Below are 14,780 nucleotides of genomic sequence, written 5' to 3' on the forward strand. Positions count from 1 at the left end.
GAAGACACTAGGCTGGAAAACGCCGGCGGAGGCGCTTGACGATCTTCTGTTATGAGTGAAAGTAACTGGTGTTGCGACGACCGTTTGAATCCGCCCAATACGCTTCAACCGAGTACCGCCAAGCACTGCAAGCCGCCGGCTTCCGGCCTTCAATGAGCCGCAGAGCCGACTGCTACGACAATGCCCCGATGGAAAGCTTCTTCCACACCCTCAAGACCGAACTGATCCATCACCGTCAATATGAGACCCGCAATGAAGCCGAGCGCGACATCTTCGCTTACGTCGAAGGCTTCTACAATCAGACCCGAAGACACTCGGCCATCGGCTATATCAGCCCGGTCGAGATGGAGCTAAAATCGGCTTGATCCATGTCCACTTTTTTGGGGGAAGATCAGACTGCCTCCGCGGAAAGACTCTGGATTGCTTCGCTACGCTCGCAATGACGACGGTTAAAGCTACGCCGGAAATCTTGCCGCCGTGTCCTCCAGCGGCAGCCGGAGTCCGTTCGCCAGGTAGGATACCGTGCGGTAGAAGCCGCACAGCAGCATGATCTCCAGGATCTGCGCCTCGTCGTAATGCGCCGACAGCGCGGCGAATTCGGCGTCGCCAAGCGTCGCACGGTGATGCAGCGCGTCGATGGCGGCGATCAGCGCCTGCTCGGCCGGGGACCAGCACGGCGACGCCGCATCGCCCTGCACGGTGGCACGCACCTCATCAGAGGTGAGCTTCGCGGGCGCCGCGAAGACCGCGACGTGCACGCCCCATTCATATTCGCATTTGTTCAGCGCGCAGGTGCGGTCAATGACGATCTCGCGCTGGCGCAACGAGAGCGGGCCGGGATCGAGCAGGCCGGCGGCGCGAAATTTGTCCCAGGCGCGGGTTTGGCCCGCCATCACCCGGAACAGCAGCAGCGGCGGCGCACCGCGCATGATGCGGTCGAACTGCGCCTGGATCTCCGGGGGATAAGGCGGGGTGAGCGGGGCAATGCGCGGCGTGGCCTGGGACATCGGCCGTCTTCCTTGCTACATTTACTGTAGCATTACGCTACACTATTTGTAGCGACACGCAAGAGGCCGACAATGGCGAAACAGACCACTTCCAGATCGCGCGGCGTCCGTGGCTCGCGCACCGGGCGGCCGATCATGGTGCTGCTCGACCTCCTGGGACGACGCTGGAGCCTGCGGATCCTGTGGGAATTGCGCGATGCCCCCCTCACCTCGCGCGCATTGCGCACCGCCTGCGACGAGGCCTCGCCGACGGTGCTGCAGGCGCGGCTGGACGATTTACGCGCGGCCGGGTTCGTGGCGCTCGGCGAAGCCAGCGGTTACGGGCTGACGGCGCTCGGACGGGAATTGTGCGAGACGTTCATGCCGCTGCATAGGTTTGCGGAGAGGTGGCGCAGCAAGAGCGGCGCGTAAGTCTAGCGATGCCGTCCCGACAAGCTCGTCATTGCGAGCGAAGCGAAGCAATCCAGAATTTTTCCGCAGAGGCAGTCTGGATTGCTTCGCTTCGCTCGCAATGACGGGGAGGCAACAGCTACGCCGCCGCCACCGTCAGATTCGCGCCATCCACTTGCACCACCTTCACACGCGTGCCCGCCGGCGTATCGGGGCCTGCGACGCGCCAGACCGTGTCGCCAATGCGCATGGTGCCGTTGCCGTCGACGATCGGCTTCTCCAGCGTGAACTCGCGGCCCAAGAGCGCCTCGGAGCGCTTGTTGAGGAAGGGGCTGGCGGCAATTGCATCCGGCTTCGGCCGGGCGAGGCGGCGCCATACCGGCACGGCGGCGGCGGCGAAGATCGCGAACATCACGAGCTGGATCTGCCAGGATATCGCTACTCCGAACGAGATCAGCCCGACCAGCAGCGCGGCGAGTCCGAGCCAGAACAGGAAGACTCCCGGCGCCAGCACCTCCAGCGCCATCAGGATGAAGCCGAAGATCAGCCAGTTCCAGGTGCCGAGCGATACGAACATGTCGGTCATGACACGACCTCTTTGAAATGACGCATGCCCTTGTCGGAAAACCGGTGTCCACTTTTCCGGGGCATGCGCTTTACCCCTGACGCGGCGGCACCGCGGGTGGCGTGCTGCCGGTCGTCGGCACCGAGCCGCGGCGGGCGGCAGCGGCCGCGGACGCCGCGCTTTCACCGAACGTCGCCTTTGCAATCTCGCCGATGCCGGCGAGCGAGCCCAGCATGCTCATGGCTTCGACCGGAAGCATGATGACCTTCTGGTTCGGCGATTCAGCCAGCTGCCCGAACGCCTTGATATACTTGTCGGCGATAAAATAGTTCAGCGCCGCGACGTCGCCCTTGGCGATGGCTTCACTGACCATCTGCGTCGCCTTGGCCTCAGCTTCCGCCGACCGCTCGCGTGCTTCGGCGTCGCGGAAGGCGGCCTCGCGGCGACCTTCCGCCTGGAGAATTTGGCCCTGCTTGGCACCCTCGGCGCGCAGGATCTCGGACTGGCGTGCACCTTCAGCCTGAAGGATGTCGGCGCGTTTGACGCGCTCGGCCTTCATCTGTCGGCCCATGGCTTCGACGAGGTCCGCCGGCGGCACGATGTCCTTGATCTCGATACGATTGACCTTAAGGCCCCAGGGCGAGACGGCGGCATCGACCACACGCAGCAGGCGCTCGTTGATTTCGTCGCGATGCGACAACACCTGGTCGAGATCCATCGACCCCATCACCGAACGGATGTTAGTCATGGTCAGCACGGTGACGGCTTGGGTCAGGTTTGAGACCTCGTAGCTCGCCTTGGCGGCGTCGAACACCTGAAAGAAGGCGACGCCGTCGACCGTCACGGTGGCGTTGTCCTTGGTGATCACCTCTTGCTCGGGAATGTCGATCACCTGCTCCATCATGTTGATCTTGCGTCCGACGCGATCGAAATAGGGCACGATCAGATTGAGCCCGGGGCTCAGCGTCTGGGTGTATTTGCCGAACCGCTCGATGGTCCAGTCATAGCCCTGCGGCACCGTCTTTACGCCGGCCACCAGCGTGACGATGACGAGCAAAACCAGGACAATCGCGAAAATGTCGAAACCGCTCATATTTCCTCCAAGGCGGAAAAGATTGTCGGAAAAGGCCCTTTTCCGCGCTGTCATTGGTCGGGATCACGACCCCAAGGGTTCAGTAAAGCGTTCGGTAAAGGATCCAGCGGTCGTAGATGATTTCGGCATCGGCAGGATTCTACACAAGACGCCGGGAGAGGGAATGGTCGCGATTATGTATTTGCGAGGCGCTCTTGAAAGCGTGCTGGAGCAGACCTAGCGACGACGTTAACGAATCCGGCCGTGCCGGCGGTCGCAGCCAAATCCTACTCGATGACCTCGTTCGCGGTTGCGAGCAGGCTTGGCGAAAGCGTGACGCCGATCGCCCTGGCCGTCTTCAAGTTGATCGCCAGCTCGAACGTGGTTGGATTTTGGACCGGCAGGTCGGCCGCCCGCGCCCCCTTCAGGATGCGATCGATATAGGAGGCGGCGCGGCGGAGCTGCTCGGCGCTGTCGGTGCTGTAGGACATCAAGCCACCCTCGTCGACGAAGGTACGGCTCCAGAACACCGCCGGCACGCGCGCTTCATTGATGGCCGCCAGCAGAAGCGCACGGTTGGACATGGTGAAGAAGTCCGGCAGCACCAGCAGGCCGCCGTCTTTCCGCGAAGCCAGGGCGACGATCGAGGCCGTGTCATGGATCGGCGCCGGCTCCACCGTCACATCGAGCGCGCGGCCAGCGTCCTCGATCGTACCCAGCATCAGCGGCGCGAACGGCGCGGTGGCGGGATTGTAGACCACGAAGACACGGGACGGTCTTGGCACGACCTGCGTCAGCATCTCGAGCCATTTTCCGGCCAGCGGGCCGTCGTAATCGGTGAAGCCGGTGACATTGCCGCCGGGATGGGCGAGATTCTGGACAAAGCCCTGGCTGACCGGATCGGTGACGACGGCGAAAACGATCGGGATCGTCGTCGTGCGCCGGCGCAGCTCCTCGACCGAGGGCGTGCCGACCGCAAGCAGGATGTCGGGCTTGAGCGCCACGAGTTCGTCAGCGAATTGCGCGATCCGTGCGCGGTCGCCGCCGCCGTTGCGCCAATCGATCTCAAGGCTGCCGTGCTCCTTCCAGCCATGGCCGGCAAGCGCCTGGACCAGGACCGCGCTACGCGTCTGCCCGATCGCATCGTCGGCCGCCGTGACCGAGAGCACGCCGAGCCGGCGCGTCGGCTGCTGCGCCAGCACTGAGGCCGGCAGCGCAGCGGCCACCCCAAGAAGCGCCAGAACCTCGCGGCGGTTCATGGGGCGCTCCTCGGATCCAGGCTCACTCTATCCAGCCCTGGAGTTCGCGCAGCACCAGCGTTCGGATCACATCCATGCCTGGGTCGCTGTCGTTGAGGCAGGGGATCGCGGAAAACTGCTCGCCACCATTGTGCTCGAAGATCTCGGCATTCTCCTGCGCGATCTCCTCCAACGTCTCCAGGCAGTCGGCGGAAAAACCAGGCGTGATCACCGCGATGCGGCGCACGCCCTCTTTCGCCAGACGCTCCATGGTCTTGTCGGTGTAGGGCTGCAGCCACTCGTCGAATCCGAAGCGCGACTGAAAGGTCAGCAGCAGCTTTGTCTCGTCCATCCCGAGCCGGCGGCGCAGCGCCTCGGTGGTCGCGACGCATTGGTCCTGATAGGGATCGCCCTTGTCGACATAGGCCTTCGGCATGCCGTGGAAGGAGGCGACGATCAGCTCCGGCTTGAACGGCAGGCTCGCCAGATGCGTCTCGACGGAGGTGGCGAGCGCCTCGATATAGGCTTCGTCCTCGTAATAAGGCGGCGTCACCCGCAGCGTCGGCTGCGCGCGCAGCCGCGCAAGCACGCGAAACACCTCGTCGCAGACAGTGGCCGACGTCGCGGCGGAATATTGCGGATAGAGCGGTACGGCAAGGATGCGATCGCAGCCCTTCGCAATCAGCGCATCGACGCCCGACCTGATCGAGGGATTACCGTAGCGCATCGCCCATTCCACCGTGACCTGGTCGCGGTCCGACAGCATGGCTCCGAGCTTGTCGCTCTGCGAGCGCGTGATGGTCTTGAGCGGCGACTCGTTCTTCTCGGTGTTCCAGATTTTGAGATAGTCGCGCGCCTTGGCGCGGGGGCGGGTGCGCAGGATGATGCCGTTCAGCACCAGCTTCCAGATCAAGCCCTGATCCTCGATGACGCGGGCGTCCGAGAGGAACTCCTTCAGATAGACCCGCACGCCGCGCGCGTCGGCGGTATCGGGCGTGCCGAGATTGACCAGGAGCACGCCGACGCGCGAGGGGGCGGGCTGCGTGGCCGGCATCGCGGTCTGGCTGGGGGCGATTGTCATCATGATCCGTTGCGTCGCGCGTTGTTCCGAACTTGTCAAGATTGGCCCGGTTTCGCTAGGGTCCGTGCGCAGGGGAGAGAACCATGACGCTGGCGGAATGGTGCGTTTTCGGGGCGCTGCTGCTCTATCTCTTAACGATCGTCGCGATCAAATGGATCAGATTTCGCGGCTTCGACAATTCGCGGCCGCGCGACCCAGCCTTCTTCGAGGACGCGCTGGCGCAGCGCGCGCTCGGCGCGCACCAGAACGGCATCGAGACCTTTCCGTTCTTCGCCTTCGCCGTGCTGCTCGCCGAATACAGGGATTCGCCGCAGCGCCTGATCGACGAGCTCGCGGTACTGTTCCTGATCGTGCGGATCGCCTACGTGCTGACCTATCTCGGCAACCGCCCGACGCTGCGCTCGATCCTCTGGAGCATCGGCTTTGCGATCAATCTCGGGATATTCTTCATGCCGGCGTTGAAGCAGTTTCTGCCGGTGTGACCCCTTTTTTTCTTCCTTCTCCCCTTGTGGGAGAAGGTGGCGCGAAGCGCCGGATGAGGGGTTCTATCCGCGAACGCAGCTGTAAGAGGATCGCTCGCGGAGACAACCCCTCACCCGTCTCGCCGCTACGCGGCGAGCCACCCTCTCCCACAAGGGGCGAGGGAAAAACTCAAAAACACGTCGTCCGTTCGGCCGCGACGTAACCCAACAACAGGCCTGCGCCGAACAGCAGCACGAGGCCGGCGGCGGCGAATTCGATGCCGCGCATGAACAGTGCGCCGCTGCCGTCGCGTCCGGCGCTCAGGCGGGCGGCGATGTCCTTGGCGGAGACGGCGACCACCGCAATGGCCGCGACCGTGATCGCGGTGCCGAGCCCCATCAGCAAGGTCGCGGCGATGCCGGCCCAGAACAGGCCCTGGGCCAGCGCGAACACCAGCACCAGGATCGCGCCCGAACAGGGACGGATGCCGACGGTCAGGATCGCGGCAAAGCCGCGCCCCCAGCCACCGGGGCCGGCGAGCTCGCTCGGGGTGGGGCCGTGGGAATGGCCGCAATGCTCGTCATGGACGTGGTTATGCTGGTGGTGATGATGGGCGTGCGCATGGTGATGGTCGTGATCATGGTCATGCGGCACGCCCGCGATCGCCGGCACCGGTTGAACCGCCTGCAGCGCACGGATGAAAGTGCGGCCCTTGACCCAGACCAGGCGCAGACCGAACAGCGCGATCAACGCGTAGCTCGCGATTTCGATCACGCCCTCCGCCTTGCACATAGTCTTGGCGGTCGCATTCAGCACCCAGGCCGAGATGCCGACCATCAGGATCGCCACCAGCGACTGCATCAACGCCGAGGCAAACGACAGCGCGATGCCCCGCCGGGCGGTCTCGCGATTGGCGACGAGATAGGAGGCGATCACCGCCTTGCCGTGGCCCGGGCCGGCCGCGTGGAAAATGCCATAGGCAAAGGAAATGAACAGCAGCGTCCACACCGCGGAGCCATCGGACTTCGCGGCGCGGATGGTCGCCGACATCTGCCGATAGAATTCCGACTGTTTTGCCAACAGCCAGCCGATCAAGCCGCCGGCCTCGGGCTGGGCAGCTTGTGGCGAACGCGGCGCGCCGAACGGGTTCTGCGCGAGGAGATCGTGGAGCGCCGCATCGGTCACGCCCACGACGAGAAGAACGCCGGCGCAGACAGCGAGCCCGCGTGCCATGGGCGTGAGTTGCCGCTTCACGGGCAATCCACCGTGATCTTGTTGGCGAACATCATGCCGAAATTGGAATTCTCGCCGTTCATGAAGGTCTGCTCGTTGAGCTTCTGCGCACTCGCGGTGCCGTCGCTCGGCCGCTCCAGCTTCATCTGGCAGCCGGCGGGCGCGCCGACCAGCTTGACCGGGTTGTCCTTGGCCATCTGGAAGTCGATGAAGAAGGAACGGTCGAACACTTCGAGCATCAATTGCCTGGGCTTGAGGGGGTTCTTCAGCGGTAGCGTGAAGTGCAGGGTCAGGACAGTATCCTTGTAGTCGAGGAAGTAGTCGACCGGCTCCTGGAATCGCTCCTTCTTGCCGTCGGCTCGCGCGAAGGTGAAGTAGGCATATTCCTTCAGCGACTCGACATTGGTCTGCGCCAGCGGCCCCAGCTCCTCGCGGGTGTAGGCGCCCTTGGTCTTGCTCTCGAGCCCCTGCACCGCATAGGCCGAGAACATGTCGTCAAACGTCCAGGCGTGGCGCACGCCGGTGATGCTGCCGTCCGCGGCATAGAGCAACTCGCTGGTCGCAGTGATCCAGACATGCGGATGCGCCCGCGCCGCGCCTGCCGCGAGCGACAGGGCGACACCGAGCAGCAGCCCCAACAGGGCCCGCATGCCCATCAGGCCGCCTTCGGAGCGTCGAGCAGGCCGCGGCGACGCAAGAGCGCGTCGGGCTCCGGCGGGCGGCCGCGGAAGGCCTCATAGGCGGCTTCCGGATCGACCGATCCGCCGCTCGAGTAGATGTCATCGTGCAGGCGTTTTGCGACGGCGGGATCGAAGATGTCGCCGGCTTCCTCGAACGCGCCGAAGGCGTCGGCATCCATCACCTCCGACCACATGTAGCTGTAATAGCCGGCGGCATAGTGATCGCCGGTGAAGATGTGACCGAATTGCGTGGGACGGTGACGCAGCGAGATCTCCTCGGGCATGCCGATCTTTTCCAGCTCGCGTCTCTCGAAGGCGCGGACATCCTGCGCGGCGGAGGCCGGCTGGGTGTGGAATTCGAGATCGATCAGCGCCGAGGAGACGAACTCGACGGTGGCAAAACCCTGGTTGAATTTTCGCGCGGCCAGGAACCGTTGCAGCAGATCGTCCGGCAGCGGCTCGCCGGTCTGGTAGTGGCGGGCGAATTGCTGCAGCACCTCGGGCCGCTCCTGCCAGTGCTCGTAGAGCTGCGACGGCAACTCGACGAAATCGGTGAACACGGAGGTGCCCGACAGCGACGGATAGGTCACGTTGGAGAGCATGCCGTGCAGGCCGTGGCCGAACTCGTGGAACAGGGTGCGGGCGTCGTCCGGCGACAGCAGCGAGGGTTCCCCATCCGCGCCCTTGGAGAAGTTGCAGATGTTGAGGATCAGCGGCGCGACCTCGCCGTCGAGCTTCTGCTGGTCGCGCAGCGAGGTCATCCAGGCCCCGGAGCGCTTCGACGGCCGGGCGAAGTAGTCGCCATAGAACAGCGCCTTGTGCTTGCCGTCCTGCCCCTTCATCTCCCAAACCCGGACGTCCGGATGCCAGACCGGCACGTTCTTGCGCTCCTCGAAGGTGACGCCGAACAGGCGCGTGGCACAGTCGAAGGCGGCGGCGATCATGTGATCGAGCGCGAGATACGGCTTGATCGCGGCATCGTCGAAATTGGCGCGCTGAAGGCGCAGCTTTTCGGCATAGAAGCGCCAGTCCCAGGGGGCGAGCTTGAAATTGCCGCCCTCCTCCGTGATCAGCGCCTGCATGTCGTCGCGGTCGGCGAGCGCCCGCGCCCGCGCCGGTTTCCAGACCCGCTCCAGAAGGCCGCGCACCGCTTCCGGCGTCTTGGCCATGGAATCCTCGAGCCGGTAGGCCGCGAAAGTCGGATAGCCCAGGAGATTGGCGCTCTCCTCGCGCAGCTTCAGGACCTCGACGATGGTCGCGTTGTTGTCGTTGGCGTTGCCGTTGTCGCCCCGCGCGGTGAAGGCCTTGTAGACCTTCTCGCGCAGGTCACGCCGGGCCGAGCTCTTCAGGAACTGTTCGACCGAGGAGCGCGACAGGGTGACGATGGCCTTGCCGGCCATGCCGCGTTCTTCCGCCGCAGCCTTGGCACTGGCGACAAAACTCTCCGGCAGGCCCTGGCGGTCGGCTTCGCCGAGCTCCATGAACCATTCCTGCTCGTCGCCGAGCAGATGATGACTGAAGCTGGTGCCGAGCTGGGCGAGTCTCTCGTTGATCTCTGCCATCCGCGCCTTGGCCTCTTCGGAGAGGCCCGCGCCGGAGCGGTGGAAGCGGGTGTAGGTACGCTCGAGCAGGCGGAGCTGTTCCGGTGTCAGACCGAGATTGGCGCGGTTCTCGTGCAGCTGGGCGATGCGACCAAACAGCACGGCGTTCATCATGATCGGATTCCAGTGCCGCGCCATCCGCAAGGAAACCTCCTTGTCGATCTCCAGGATGGCCGGGTTGGAATGCGCCGAGACGAGGTCGTAGAAGACCGAGGCGACCTTGCTGAGCAGCTTGCCCGAGCGCTCCAGCGCCGTGATGGTGTTGGCGAAGTCGGCCGCGGTCGGGTCGTTGGTGATCGCAGCGATCTCGGCGGAGTGGTCCGCGAAGGCCTGCTCGAAGGCCGGCAGGAAGTGCTCCGGCTTGATCTCATCGAAGGGCGGGGTCGCAAATGGCGTCACCCAGGCCTTCAGCAGCGGGTTGGTCTCGGAGTCCGTAGTTTGGCGGGTTTCTGACATTACAAGTCCCGATTTGTGGCTCGATTGTTGCGGCCAGCTATAGCACGCGATAGGGCTTTTTTGGGCCATTTGCCCTTGCTCCCGGCTGCCTTTTCGGGGAGATTGCGGCCCTTCAAAGCCTAGGACCCCTGAGCTCATGAACGCGACTTCCTCGTCTTCCCGTCGGATCGTCTGGCCGAGCGTCATCACCGTCATCAGCGCCGCCATCCTTATCGGCGCCGAGGTGTTCGGCGCGGCGTTTGCCGGCGGCTGGGCGCTCGCGATCCTGTTCGGGCTGGGCGAGCAGGGCACGCACATCCTTCAGGCCGCGCTGTTCGCGCTCGGCGTGCTCGTCATGACTGCCTTCATCCGCGCCGCTCAGCGCGTCGAGCCGTTCACGAAGCGCGGCTGAAGCGCGCACGCGCGCGAGTGACGCGCGCCGCACAGAAAACTTAACGCGCGTTCATCTTCCGCGTCGCTCGCGCAACACTGCGCAAGCAGATGTTAGGCAATTCTGTTCGCAGCCTAAAAAATCTCTTGCGAAGCAGAGTCAAAACACTTATGTGCGGATTGCCCAATTTCGCACGTGCCTGTGGTCGTGTGTCAGTCGGTAGGTATCCGGACAAGAGGCCGGACAGCCGCCAAGGGGCGAAGAAGCCGAGGGGCTCTTCGGAAGTGTGGAAGTCGGAAGGCTCATAGCCGGAAGACGAAAGCAAACCCGGAGCGTCCAGCATCTCTCTCAAAGAGATGCCTTGTCGAAGGTGACTTTGCTCTTTGCAACCGTGACTGGCAGCCGGAGGCGAACCGGCGCACCCCGCTCTCAACGGGGGACGCGACTTAAAGCAACGACGGATCGGGCTTTTTTGGTCTCTACCGGCAGTCCAACGCCGGCGCGGGCTACTGAAAAGGCTTGTCCTTCATTGCCAGGTGTGCGGGCGGGAACATTCCCAACCAATCCACGGCAGCACAGTCTGATCTGAGTCTTTGGCTCGTCGCGCCTCCATCGCGCGATCTGGCCGGAGCGCTCTTATCCGACGTCATTTTTTGAACGGATCCCCGTCGCTGGGCCGTTTGGGAGAGTGCTATGACCGACCGTATCCAGGAATTCCTGCGCAACCGCCGCAGCGAGGGCCTCGACACCGAACCGTGCCTCGTCGTCGACCTCGAAGTCGTGCGCGACAATTACCAGACCTTTGCCAAGGCGCTGCCCGACAGCCGCGTGTTCTATGCGGTCAAGGCGAACCCGGCGCCGGAAGTGCTGGCTTTGCTCGCCTCCATGGGCTCCTGCTTCGACACCGCCACGGTCGCCGAGATCGAGATGGCGTTGGCCGCCGGTGCGACGCCCGACCGCATCTCCTTCGGCAACACGATCAAGAAGGAGCGCGACATCGCGCGTGCCTTCGCGCTCGGCATTCGGCTGTTCGCGGTCGATTGCGCCGCCGAAGTCGAGAAGGTCGCCCGTGCCGCTCCCGGCGCAAAGGTGTTCTGCCGCATCCTCTATGACTGCGCCGGCGCCGAATGGCCGCTGTCGCGCAAGTTCGGCTGCGACCCGGAGATGGCCGTCGACGTGCTCGACGTTGCCAAGCGTCTGGGCCTGGAGCCGTGCGGCATCTCCTTCCATGTCGGGTCGCAGCAGCGCAAGGTGAAGGCGTGGGACCGTGCGCTGGCGATGGCCTCGCAGGTGTTCCGCGACTGCGCGGAGCGCGGTATCAACCTGACCATGGTCAACATGGGCGGCGGTTTCCCGACCAAGTACCTGAAGGACGTGCCGCCGGTGGTCACCTACGGGCGCTCGATCTTCCGCGCGCTGCGCAAGCACTTCGGCAACCAGATTCCGGAGACCATCATCGAGCCGGGCCGCGGCATGGTGGGCAACGCCGGCATCATCGAGTCCGAGGTCGTGCTCATCTCCAAGAAGAGCGACGAGGACGAGGTGCGCTGGGTCTATCTGGACATCGGCAAGTTCGGCGGTCTCGCCGAGACCATGGACGAGTCGATCCGTTACGCCATCCGCACCCCGCATGACAGTGCGGACATGACACCGTGCGTGCTCGCTGGGCCAACCTGCGACAGCGCCGACGTGCTGTACGAGAAGAACCCGTATCCGCTTCCGGTGACGCTCGAGATCGGCGACAAGCTGCTGATCGAAGGCACCGGGGCCTATACGTCGACCTACTCGGCGGTGGCGTTCAACGGCATCCCGCCGTTGAAGACCTACCACATCTGATCCGCCTCTCGTCTGAGGCCTGACGAACCCGGGAGCCGGCTTGCCGGCTCCCTCCCTGACATTTCGATTTCTGACGACGCCTTGGACCGGCGTGCTTTGCGCACGTCGGCTTCAAGCGGGGACTGACGCGCCATGACTGCTCTTCGGAAGACACAGGTTGACCCCACCTCGAAAGCCGCTCCGTTCGCGATCCGTGCGGAGCGTGCTGGCGACGTTGCGATGCGTGAAGCGCTGCTCGATGCGTCCTTTGGCGATAACCGCCATGGCCGCACCTGCCAGCGCCTGCGCGACGGACGCGCACCCGCAGCCGGCCTTGCGCTGGCCGCGATGCGCGAGGGGAAGCTCGTGGGAACCGTGCGGCTGTGGCACGTCAGCGCCGGAGGCAGGCCCGCTCTGGTCCTCGGACCGCTGGCGGTGGACCCTGCTTGCCGCGAGCTCGGGATCGGCGCCGCGCTGATGCAACAAGCGCTGGCTGCCGCCCGGGCGCGCGGGCATGCCGCCGTGATCCTGCTTGGCGATGCCCCTTATTACGCCCGCTTCGGCTTCTCAGCCGCCAACACCGGCGAGCTGTCGCTGCCCGGTCCGTTCGAGCGCGACCGCCTGCTGGCGATCGAATTCGAAGCGGGTGCGCTGGATGGCGCCGCCGGGATGATCGTCCCGACTGGCGCGGCCCTACCCAAACGGAGGCTAGTTCGCGGCCTCGAGGCGCGCGCGGCGTAAGGGATTGCCATGATCGCGATGACCAAAGCCGCGGCGAGCGGAGATGCTCGCGCGACCCTTTGCTTTAGGGTTGCGCGGGCCTGAGAAACGCCCTTTAACCCGCCAAACGCCCCCTTCAGTCGAGGCCCAAGACCATGTCCCGTCGCCTGATCTCCACCGGCTCTCCGCTTGAGAAGACCGTCGGCTACAGCCGCGCCGTGATCGACGGCGAGTTCGCCTTCGTCGCGGGCACCACCGGCTATGACTACACGACGATGGCCATGCCGGCCGATGTCACGAGCCAGTCACGCAACTGCTTCAAGACCATCGAAGCCGCCCTGCAGGAGGGCGGATTCGAGATGGCCGATATCGTCCGCGCGACCTATTACGTCACCGACGCTAGCTATATCGATGCCCATTTCGCCGTCTGCGGCGAGGTTCTCGGTGACATCAGGCCGGCCGCGACCTTGGTGGTCGTCAGCGGCCTCGCCAAGCCCGAGATGAAGGTCGAGATCGAAGTCACCGCCAAGCGCCGTAGCGCTTGATCCACCCACCCTTTGTCCGCCAGCACGTTCCGGAGAAACCATCCCATGAGCCCCGCCTCGCAGATCTACGCGAAGATCACTGGTCCCATCGTCATGGTCGGCTTCGGCTCCATCGGGAAAGGCACGTTGCCGCTGATCGAGCGGCATCTCGATTACGACAAGTCGCGCGTCACCGTGATCGATCCCAAGGACGAGGGCCGCAAGGCGCATTGCGAGAAGCACAATGTGCGTTTCATCCAGAAGGCCGTGACCAGGGACAATTATCGCGAGTTGCTGACCCCGCTGCTCACTGAGGGCGGCGGCCAGGGCTTTTGCGTCAATCTCTCGGTCGATACCGGTTCCACCGACATCATGGAGCTCTGCAACGAGCTCGGCGCTCTCTATATCGACACCGTCAACGAGCCCTGGCTCGGCTTCTATTTCGACTCCTCGAAAGGCCCGGAAGCGCGCTCCAATTACGCCCTTCGCGAAGCGACGCTGGCTGCCAAGAAGGCGCGCCCTGCAGGCTCGACGACGGCGGTCTCCTGCTGTGGCGCCAATCCCGGCATGGTCTCGTTTTTCGTGAAGCAGGCGCTGCTCAATGTCGCCGCCGATCTGAAGCTCAATGCCCCCAAGCCGAAATCCAAAGCCGAATGGGCGGACTTGATGCGACAGGCCGGCATCAAGGGCATCCACATCGCTGAACGCGACACCCAGCGCTCCAAGAAGCCGAAAGAGCCGGATGTCTTCGTCAACACCTGGTCGGTGGAAGGTTTTCTGTCGGAAGGCGTGCAGCCATCAGAACTCGGCTGGGGCACCCATGAAAAATGGATGCCCGAAAATGCGCGGACTCACGAAGCCGGCTGTGGCGCTGCCATCTATCTGATGCAGCCCGGCGCCAACACGCGCGTGCGCACCTGGTGCCCGACCCGCGGCGCGCAGTATGGCTTCCTCGTCACCCACAACGAGTCGATCTCGATCGCCGACTATTTCACCGTGCGCGACGCATCGGGCACGGCGGTGTACCGTCCGACCTGCCACTATGCCTATCATCCGGCTGACGATGCCGTGCTGTCACTGCATGAAATGTTCGGCCGCGCCGCGAAGATGCAGGAGAAGCACCACATCCTCGACGAGAACGAGATCGTCGACGGTATCGACGAACTCGGCGTGCTGCTGTTCGGCCATGACAACAATGCCTATTGGTACGGCTCGCAGCTCTCCATCGAAGAGACCCGCAAGCTCGCGCCCTACCAGAACGCCACTGGCCTGCAAGTGACCTCCGCCGTGCTCGGCGGCATGGTGTGGGCGCTCGAAAACCCGAAGGAAGGCATCGTCGAAGCCGACGAGATGGATTTCGATCGCCTGCTGGAAATTCAGCTGCCGTATCTCGGCCCGGTGAAGGGGTTTTATACCGACTGGACGCCGCTGACGGATCGTCCGGGACTGTTTCCGGAGGATATCGATACGTCAGATCCGTGGCAATTCCGGAACGTTCTGGTGCGGTGAGAGCCGTCACCCAACTCTCCGCTCGTCATTCCGAGGCGCGCCACTTGGCGCGAGCCC

General features: G+C 64.2%; 16 protein-coding genes and 1 pseudogene. 9 read left to right on the forward strand and 8 right to left on the reverse strand.

The features are described from left to right. Positions 1 to 95: 95 nt before the first annotated feature. Positions 96 to 365 (forward strand): annotated as a pseudogene (locus ABIB90_RS00005) (IS3 family transposase); the annotation flags it as partial. Positions 366 to 455: 90 nt separating this feature from the next. Here the strand turns inward: ABIB90_RS00005 and ABIB90_RS00010 are convergent. After that, positions 456 to 1,007, reverse strand: a complete 552-nt coding sequence (locus ABIB90_RS00010; protein WP_354199900.1) for a carboxymuconolactone decarboxylase family protein — start codon at positions 1,005 to 1,007, stop codon at positions 456 to 458. A 72-nt stretch (positions 1,008 to 1,079) separates the two neighbouring features. Here ABIB90_RS00010 and ABIB90_RS00015 point away from each other — a divergent pair, with 72 nt between their 5' ends. Beyond that, positions 1,080 to 1,418 (forward strand): winged helix-turn-helix transcriptional regulator, encoded by a 339-nt coding sequence (locus ABIB90_RS00015; protein ID WP_354199901.1) that lies wholly within the window; start codon positions 1,080 to 1,082, stop codon positions 1,416 to 1,418. Positions 1,419 to 1,536: 118 nt separating this feature from the next. Here ABIB90_RS00015 and ABIB90_RS00020 read toward each other — a convergent pair whose 3' ends face one another. Beyond that, positions 1,537 to 1,983: an NfeD family protein gene (locus ABIB90_RS00020; protein ID WP_219680332.1), complete on the reverse strand. Its 447-nt coding sequence runs from the start codon at positions 1,981 to 1,983 to the stop codon at positions 1,537 to 1,539. Between the two features lie 70 nt (positions 1,984 to 2,053). Next, the gene (locus tag ABIB90_RS00025) at positions 2,054 to 3,055 is read right to left on the reverse strand and encodes an SPFH domain-containing protein (protein WP_219680333.1); all 1,002 of its coding nucleotides are present in this window, start codon (positions 3,053 to 3,055) and stop codon (positions 2,054 to 2,056) included. 22 nt (positions 3,056 to 3,077) lie between these two features. Between ABIB90_RS00025 and ABIB90_RS00030 the strand changes: the two genes are divergently transcribed. Then, positions 3,078 to 3,275, forward strand: coding sequence for a hypothetical protein (locus tag ABIB90_RS00030; protein WP_354199902.1), 198 nt, complete (start codon positions 3,078 to 3,080; stop codon positions 3,273 to 3,275). A gap of 46 nt (positions 3,276 to 3,321) precedes the next feature. On the opposite strand, the gene ABIB90_RS00035 is transcribed toward ABIB90_RS00030, so the two are convergent. Together ABIB90_RS00035 and hemH are read right to left on the reverse strand one after the other, a co-directional pair. Further along, positions 3,322 to 4,293: an ABC transporter substrate-binding protein gene (locus ABIB90_RS00035; protein WP_354199903.1), complete on the reverse strand. Its 972-nt coding sequence runs from the start codon at positions 4,291 to 4,293 to the stop codon at positions 3,322 to 3,324. 22 nt (positions 4,294 to 4,315) lie between these two features. Then, the gene (gene hemH, locus ABIB90_RS00040) at positions 4,316 to 5,356 is read right to left on the reverse strand and encodes a ferrochelatase (protein WP_354199904.1); all 1,041 of its coding nucleotides are present in this window, start codon (positions 5,354 to 5,356) and stop codon (positions 4,316 to 4,318) included. A gap of 80 nt (positions 5,357 to 5,436) precedes the next feature. Between hemH and ABIB90_RS00045 the strand changes: the two genes are divergently transcribed. Next, the gene (locus ABIB90_RS00045; RefSeq protein WP_354199905.1) at positions 5,437 to 5,835 is read left to right on the forward strand and encodes an MAPEG family protein; all 399 of its coding nucleotides are present in this window, start codon (positions 5,437 to 5,439) and stop codon (positions 5,833 to 5,835) included. 169 nt (positions 5,836 to 6,004) lie between these two features. On the opposite strand, the gene ABIB90_RS00050 is transcribed toward ABIB90_RS00045, so the two are convergent. The 3 genes from ABIB90_RS00050 to ABIB90_RS00060 are packed head-to-tail and all read right to left on the reverse strand — an operon-like array spanning position 6,005 to position 9,785. Next, positions 6,005 to 7,069 (reverse strand): nickel/cobalt transporter, encoded by a 1,065-nt coding sequence (locus ABIB90_RS00050; protein ID WP_354199906.1) that lies wholly within the window; start codon positions 7,067 to 7,069, stop codon positions 6,005 to 6,007. After that, positions 7,066 to 7,704, reverse strand: a complete 639-nt coding sequence (locus tag ABIB90_RS00055; protein WP_354199907.1) for a DUF1007 family protein — start codon at positions 7,702 to 7,704, stop codon at positions 7,066 to 7,068. Before ABIB90_RS00055 ends, ABIB90_RS00050 begins: the two co-directional genes overlap by 4 nt. Next, complete coding sequence (locus tag ABIB90_RS00060; protein WP_354199908.1) at positions 7,704 to 9,785, reverse strand: M3 family metallopeptidase; 2,082 nt, start codon at positions 9,783 to 9,785, stop codon at positions 7,704 to 7,706. Before ABIB90_RS00060 ends, ABIB90_RS00055 begins: the two co-directional genes overlap by 1 nt. Positions 9,786 to 9,921: 136 nt before the next feature. Between ABIB90_RS00060 and ABIB90_RS00065 the strand changes: the two genes are divergently transcribed. From ABIB90_RS00065 to ABIB90_RS00085, 5 genes are all read left to right on the forward strand, one after another. Then, on the forward strand, positions 9,922 to 10,176 hold the full coding sequence (locus ABIB90_RS00065) for a hypothetical protein (protein ID WP_007597166.1): 255 nt from the start codon (positions 9,922 to 9,924) through the stop codon (positions 10,174 to 10,176). A gap of 672 nt (positions 10,177 to 10,848) precedes the next feature. Then, a complete protein-coding gene (locus ABIB90_RS00070; protein ID WP_007597167.1) occupies positions 10,849 to 11,991 on the forward strand; it encodes a type III PLP-dependent enzyme in 1,143 nt (380 codons plus the stop codon). Between the two features lie 132 nt (positions 11,992 to 12,123). Continuing rightward, positions 12,124 to 12,711, forward strand: coding sequence for a GNAT family N-acetyltransferase (locus ABIB90_RS00075; protein WP_007597169.1), 588 nt, complete (start codon positions 12,124 to 12,126; stop codon positions 12,709 to 12,711). A gap of 134 nt (positions 12,712 to 12,845) precedes the next feature. Beyond that, positions 12,846 to 13,235: a RidA family protein gene (locus ABIB90_RS00080; protein WP_007597171.1), complete on the forward strand. Its 390-nt coding sequence runs from the start codon at positions 12,846 to 12,848 to the stop codon at positions 13,233 to 13,235. 45 nt (positions 13,236 to 13,280) lie between these two features. Beyond that, complete coding sequence (locus ABIB90_RS00085) at positions 13,281 to 14,723, forward strand: homospermidine synthase (RefSeq protein WP_354199909.1); 1,443 nt, start codon at positions 13,281 to 13,283, stop codon at positions 14,721 to 14,723. Positions 14,724 to 14,780: the final 57 nt, after the last annotated feature.

Source organism: Bradyrhizobium sp. JR4.1, assembly GCF_040548605.1.
In the GTDB taxonomy this organism is placed as follows: Bacteria; Pseudomonadota; Alphaproteobacteria; order Rhizobiales; family Xanthobacteraceae; genus Bradyrhizobium; species Bradyrhizobium canariense.

What these genes read in the sequence shown, in the direction of transcription:
- ABIB90_RS00070 (WP_007597167.1), top strand. Translation starts at nt 10,849, where the DNA reads ATGACCGACCGTATCCAGGAATTCCTGCGCAACCGCCGCAGCGAGGGC.
- ABIB90_RS00080 (WP_007597171.1), top strand. Translation starts at nt 12,846, where the DNA reads ATGTCCCGTCGCCTGATCTCCACCGGCTCTCCGCTTGAGAAGACCGTC.
- ABIB90_RS00045 (WP_354199905.1), top strand. Translation starts at nt 5,437, where the DNA reads ATGACGCTGGCGGAATGGTGCGTTTTCGGGGCGCTGCTGCTCTATCTC.
- ABIB90_RS00025 (WP_219680333.1), bottom strand. Translation starts at nt 3,055, where the DNA reads ATGAGCGGTTTCGACATTTTCGCGATTGTCCTGGTTTTGCTCGTCATC.
- hemH (WP_354199904.1), bottom strand. Translation starts at nt 5,356, where the DNA reads ATGATGACAATCGCCCCCAGCCAGACCGCGATGCCGGCCACGCAGCCC.
- ABIB90_RS00075 (WP_007597169.1), top strand. Translation starts at nt 12,124, where the DNA reads ATGACTGCTCTTCGGAAGACACAGGTTGACCCCACCTCGAAAGCCGCT.
- ABIB90_RS00015 (WP_354199901.1), top strand. Translation starts at nt 1,080, where the DNA reads ATGGCGAAACAGACCACTTCCAGATCGCGCGGCGTCCGTGGCTCGCGC.
- ABIB90_RS00085 (WP_354199909.1), top strand. Translation starts at nt 13,281, where the DNA reads ATGAGCCCCGCCTCGCAGATCTACGCGAAGATCACTGGTCCCATCGTC.
- ABIB90_RS00055 (WP_354199907.1), bottom strand. Translation starts at nt 7,704, where the DNA reads ATGGGCATGCGGGCCCTGTTGGGGCTGCTGCTCGGTGTCGCCCTGTCG.
- ABIB90_RS00060 (WP_354199908.1), bottom strand. Translation starts at nt 9,785, where the DNA reads ATGTCAGAAACCCGCCAAACTACGGACTCCGAGACCAACCCGCTGCTG.
- ABIB90_RS00020 (WP_219680332.1), bottom strand. Translation starts at nt 1,983, where the DNA reads ATGACCGACATGTTCGTATCGCTCGGCACCTGGAACTGGCTGATCTTC.
- ABIB90_RS00010 (WP_354199900.1), bottom strand. Translation starts at nt 1,007, where the DNA reads ATGTCCCAGGCCACGCCGCGCATTGCCCCGCTCACCCCGCCTTATCCC.
- ABIB90_RS00035 (WP_354199903.1), bottom strand. Translation starts at nt 4,293, where the DNA reads ATGAACCGCCGCGAGGTTCTGGCGCTTCTTGGGGTGGCCGCTGCGCTG.
- ABIB90_RS00065 (WP_007597166.1), top strand. Translation starts at nt 9,922, where the DNA reads ATGAACGCGACTTCCTCGTCTTCCCGTCGGATCGTCTGGCCGAGCGTC.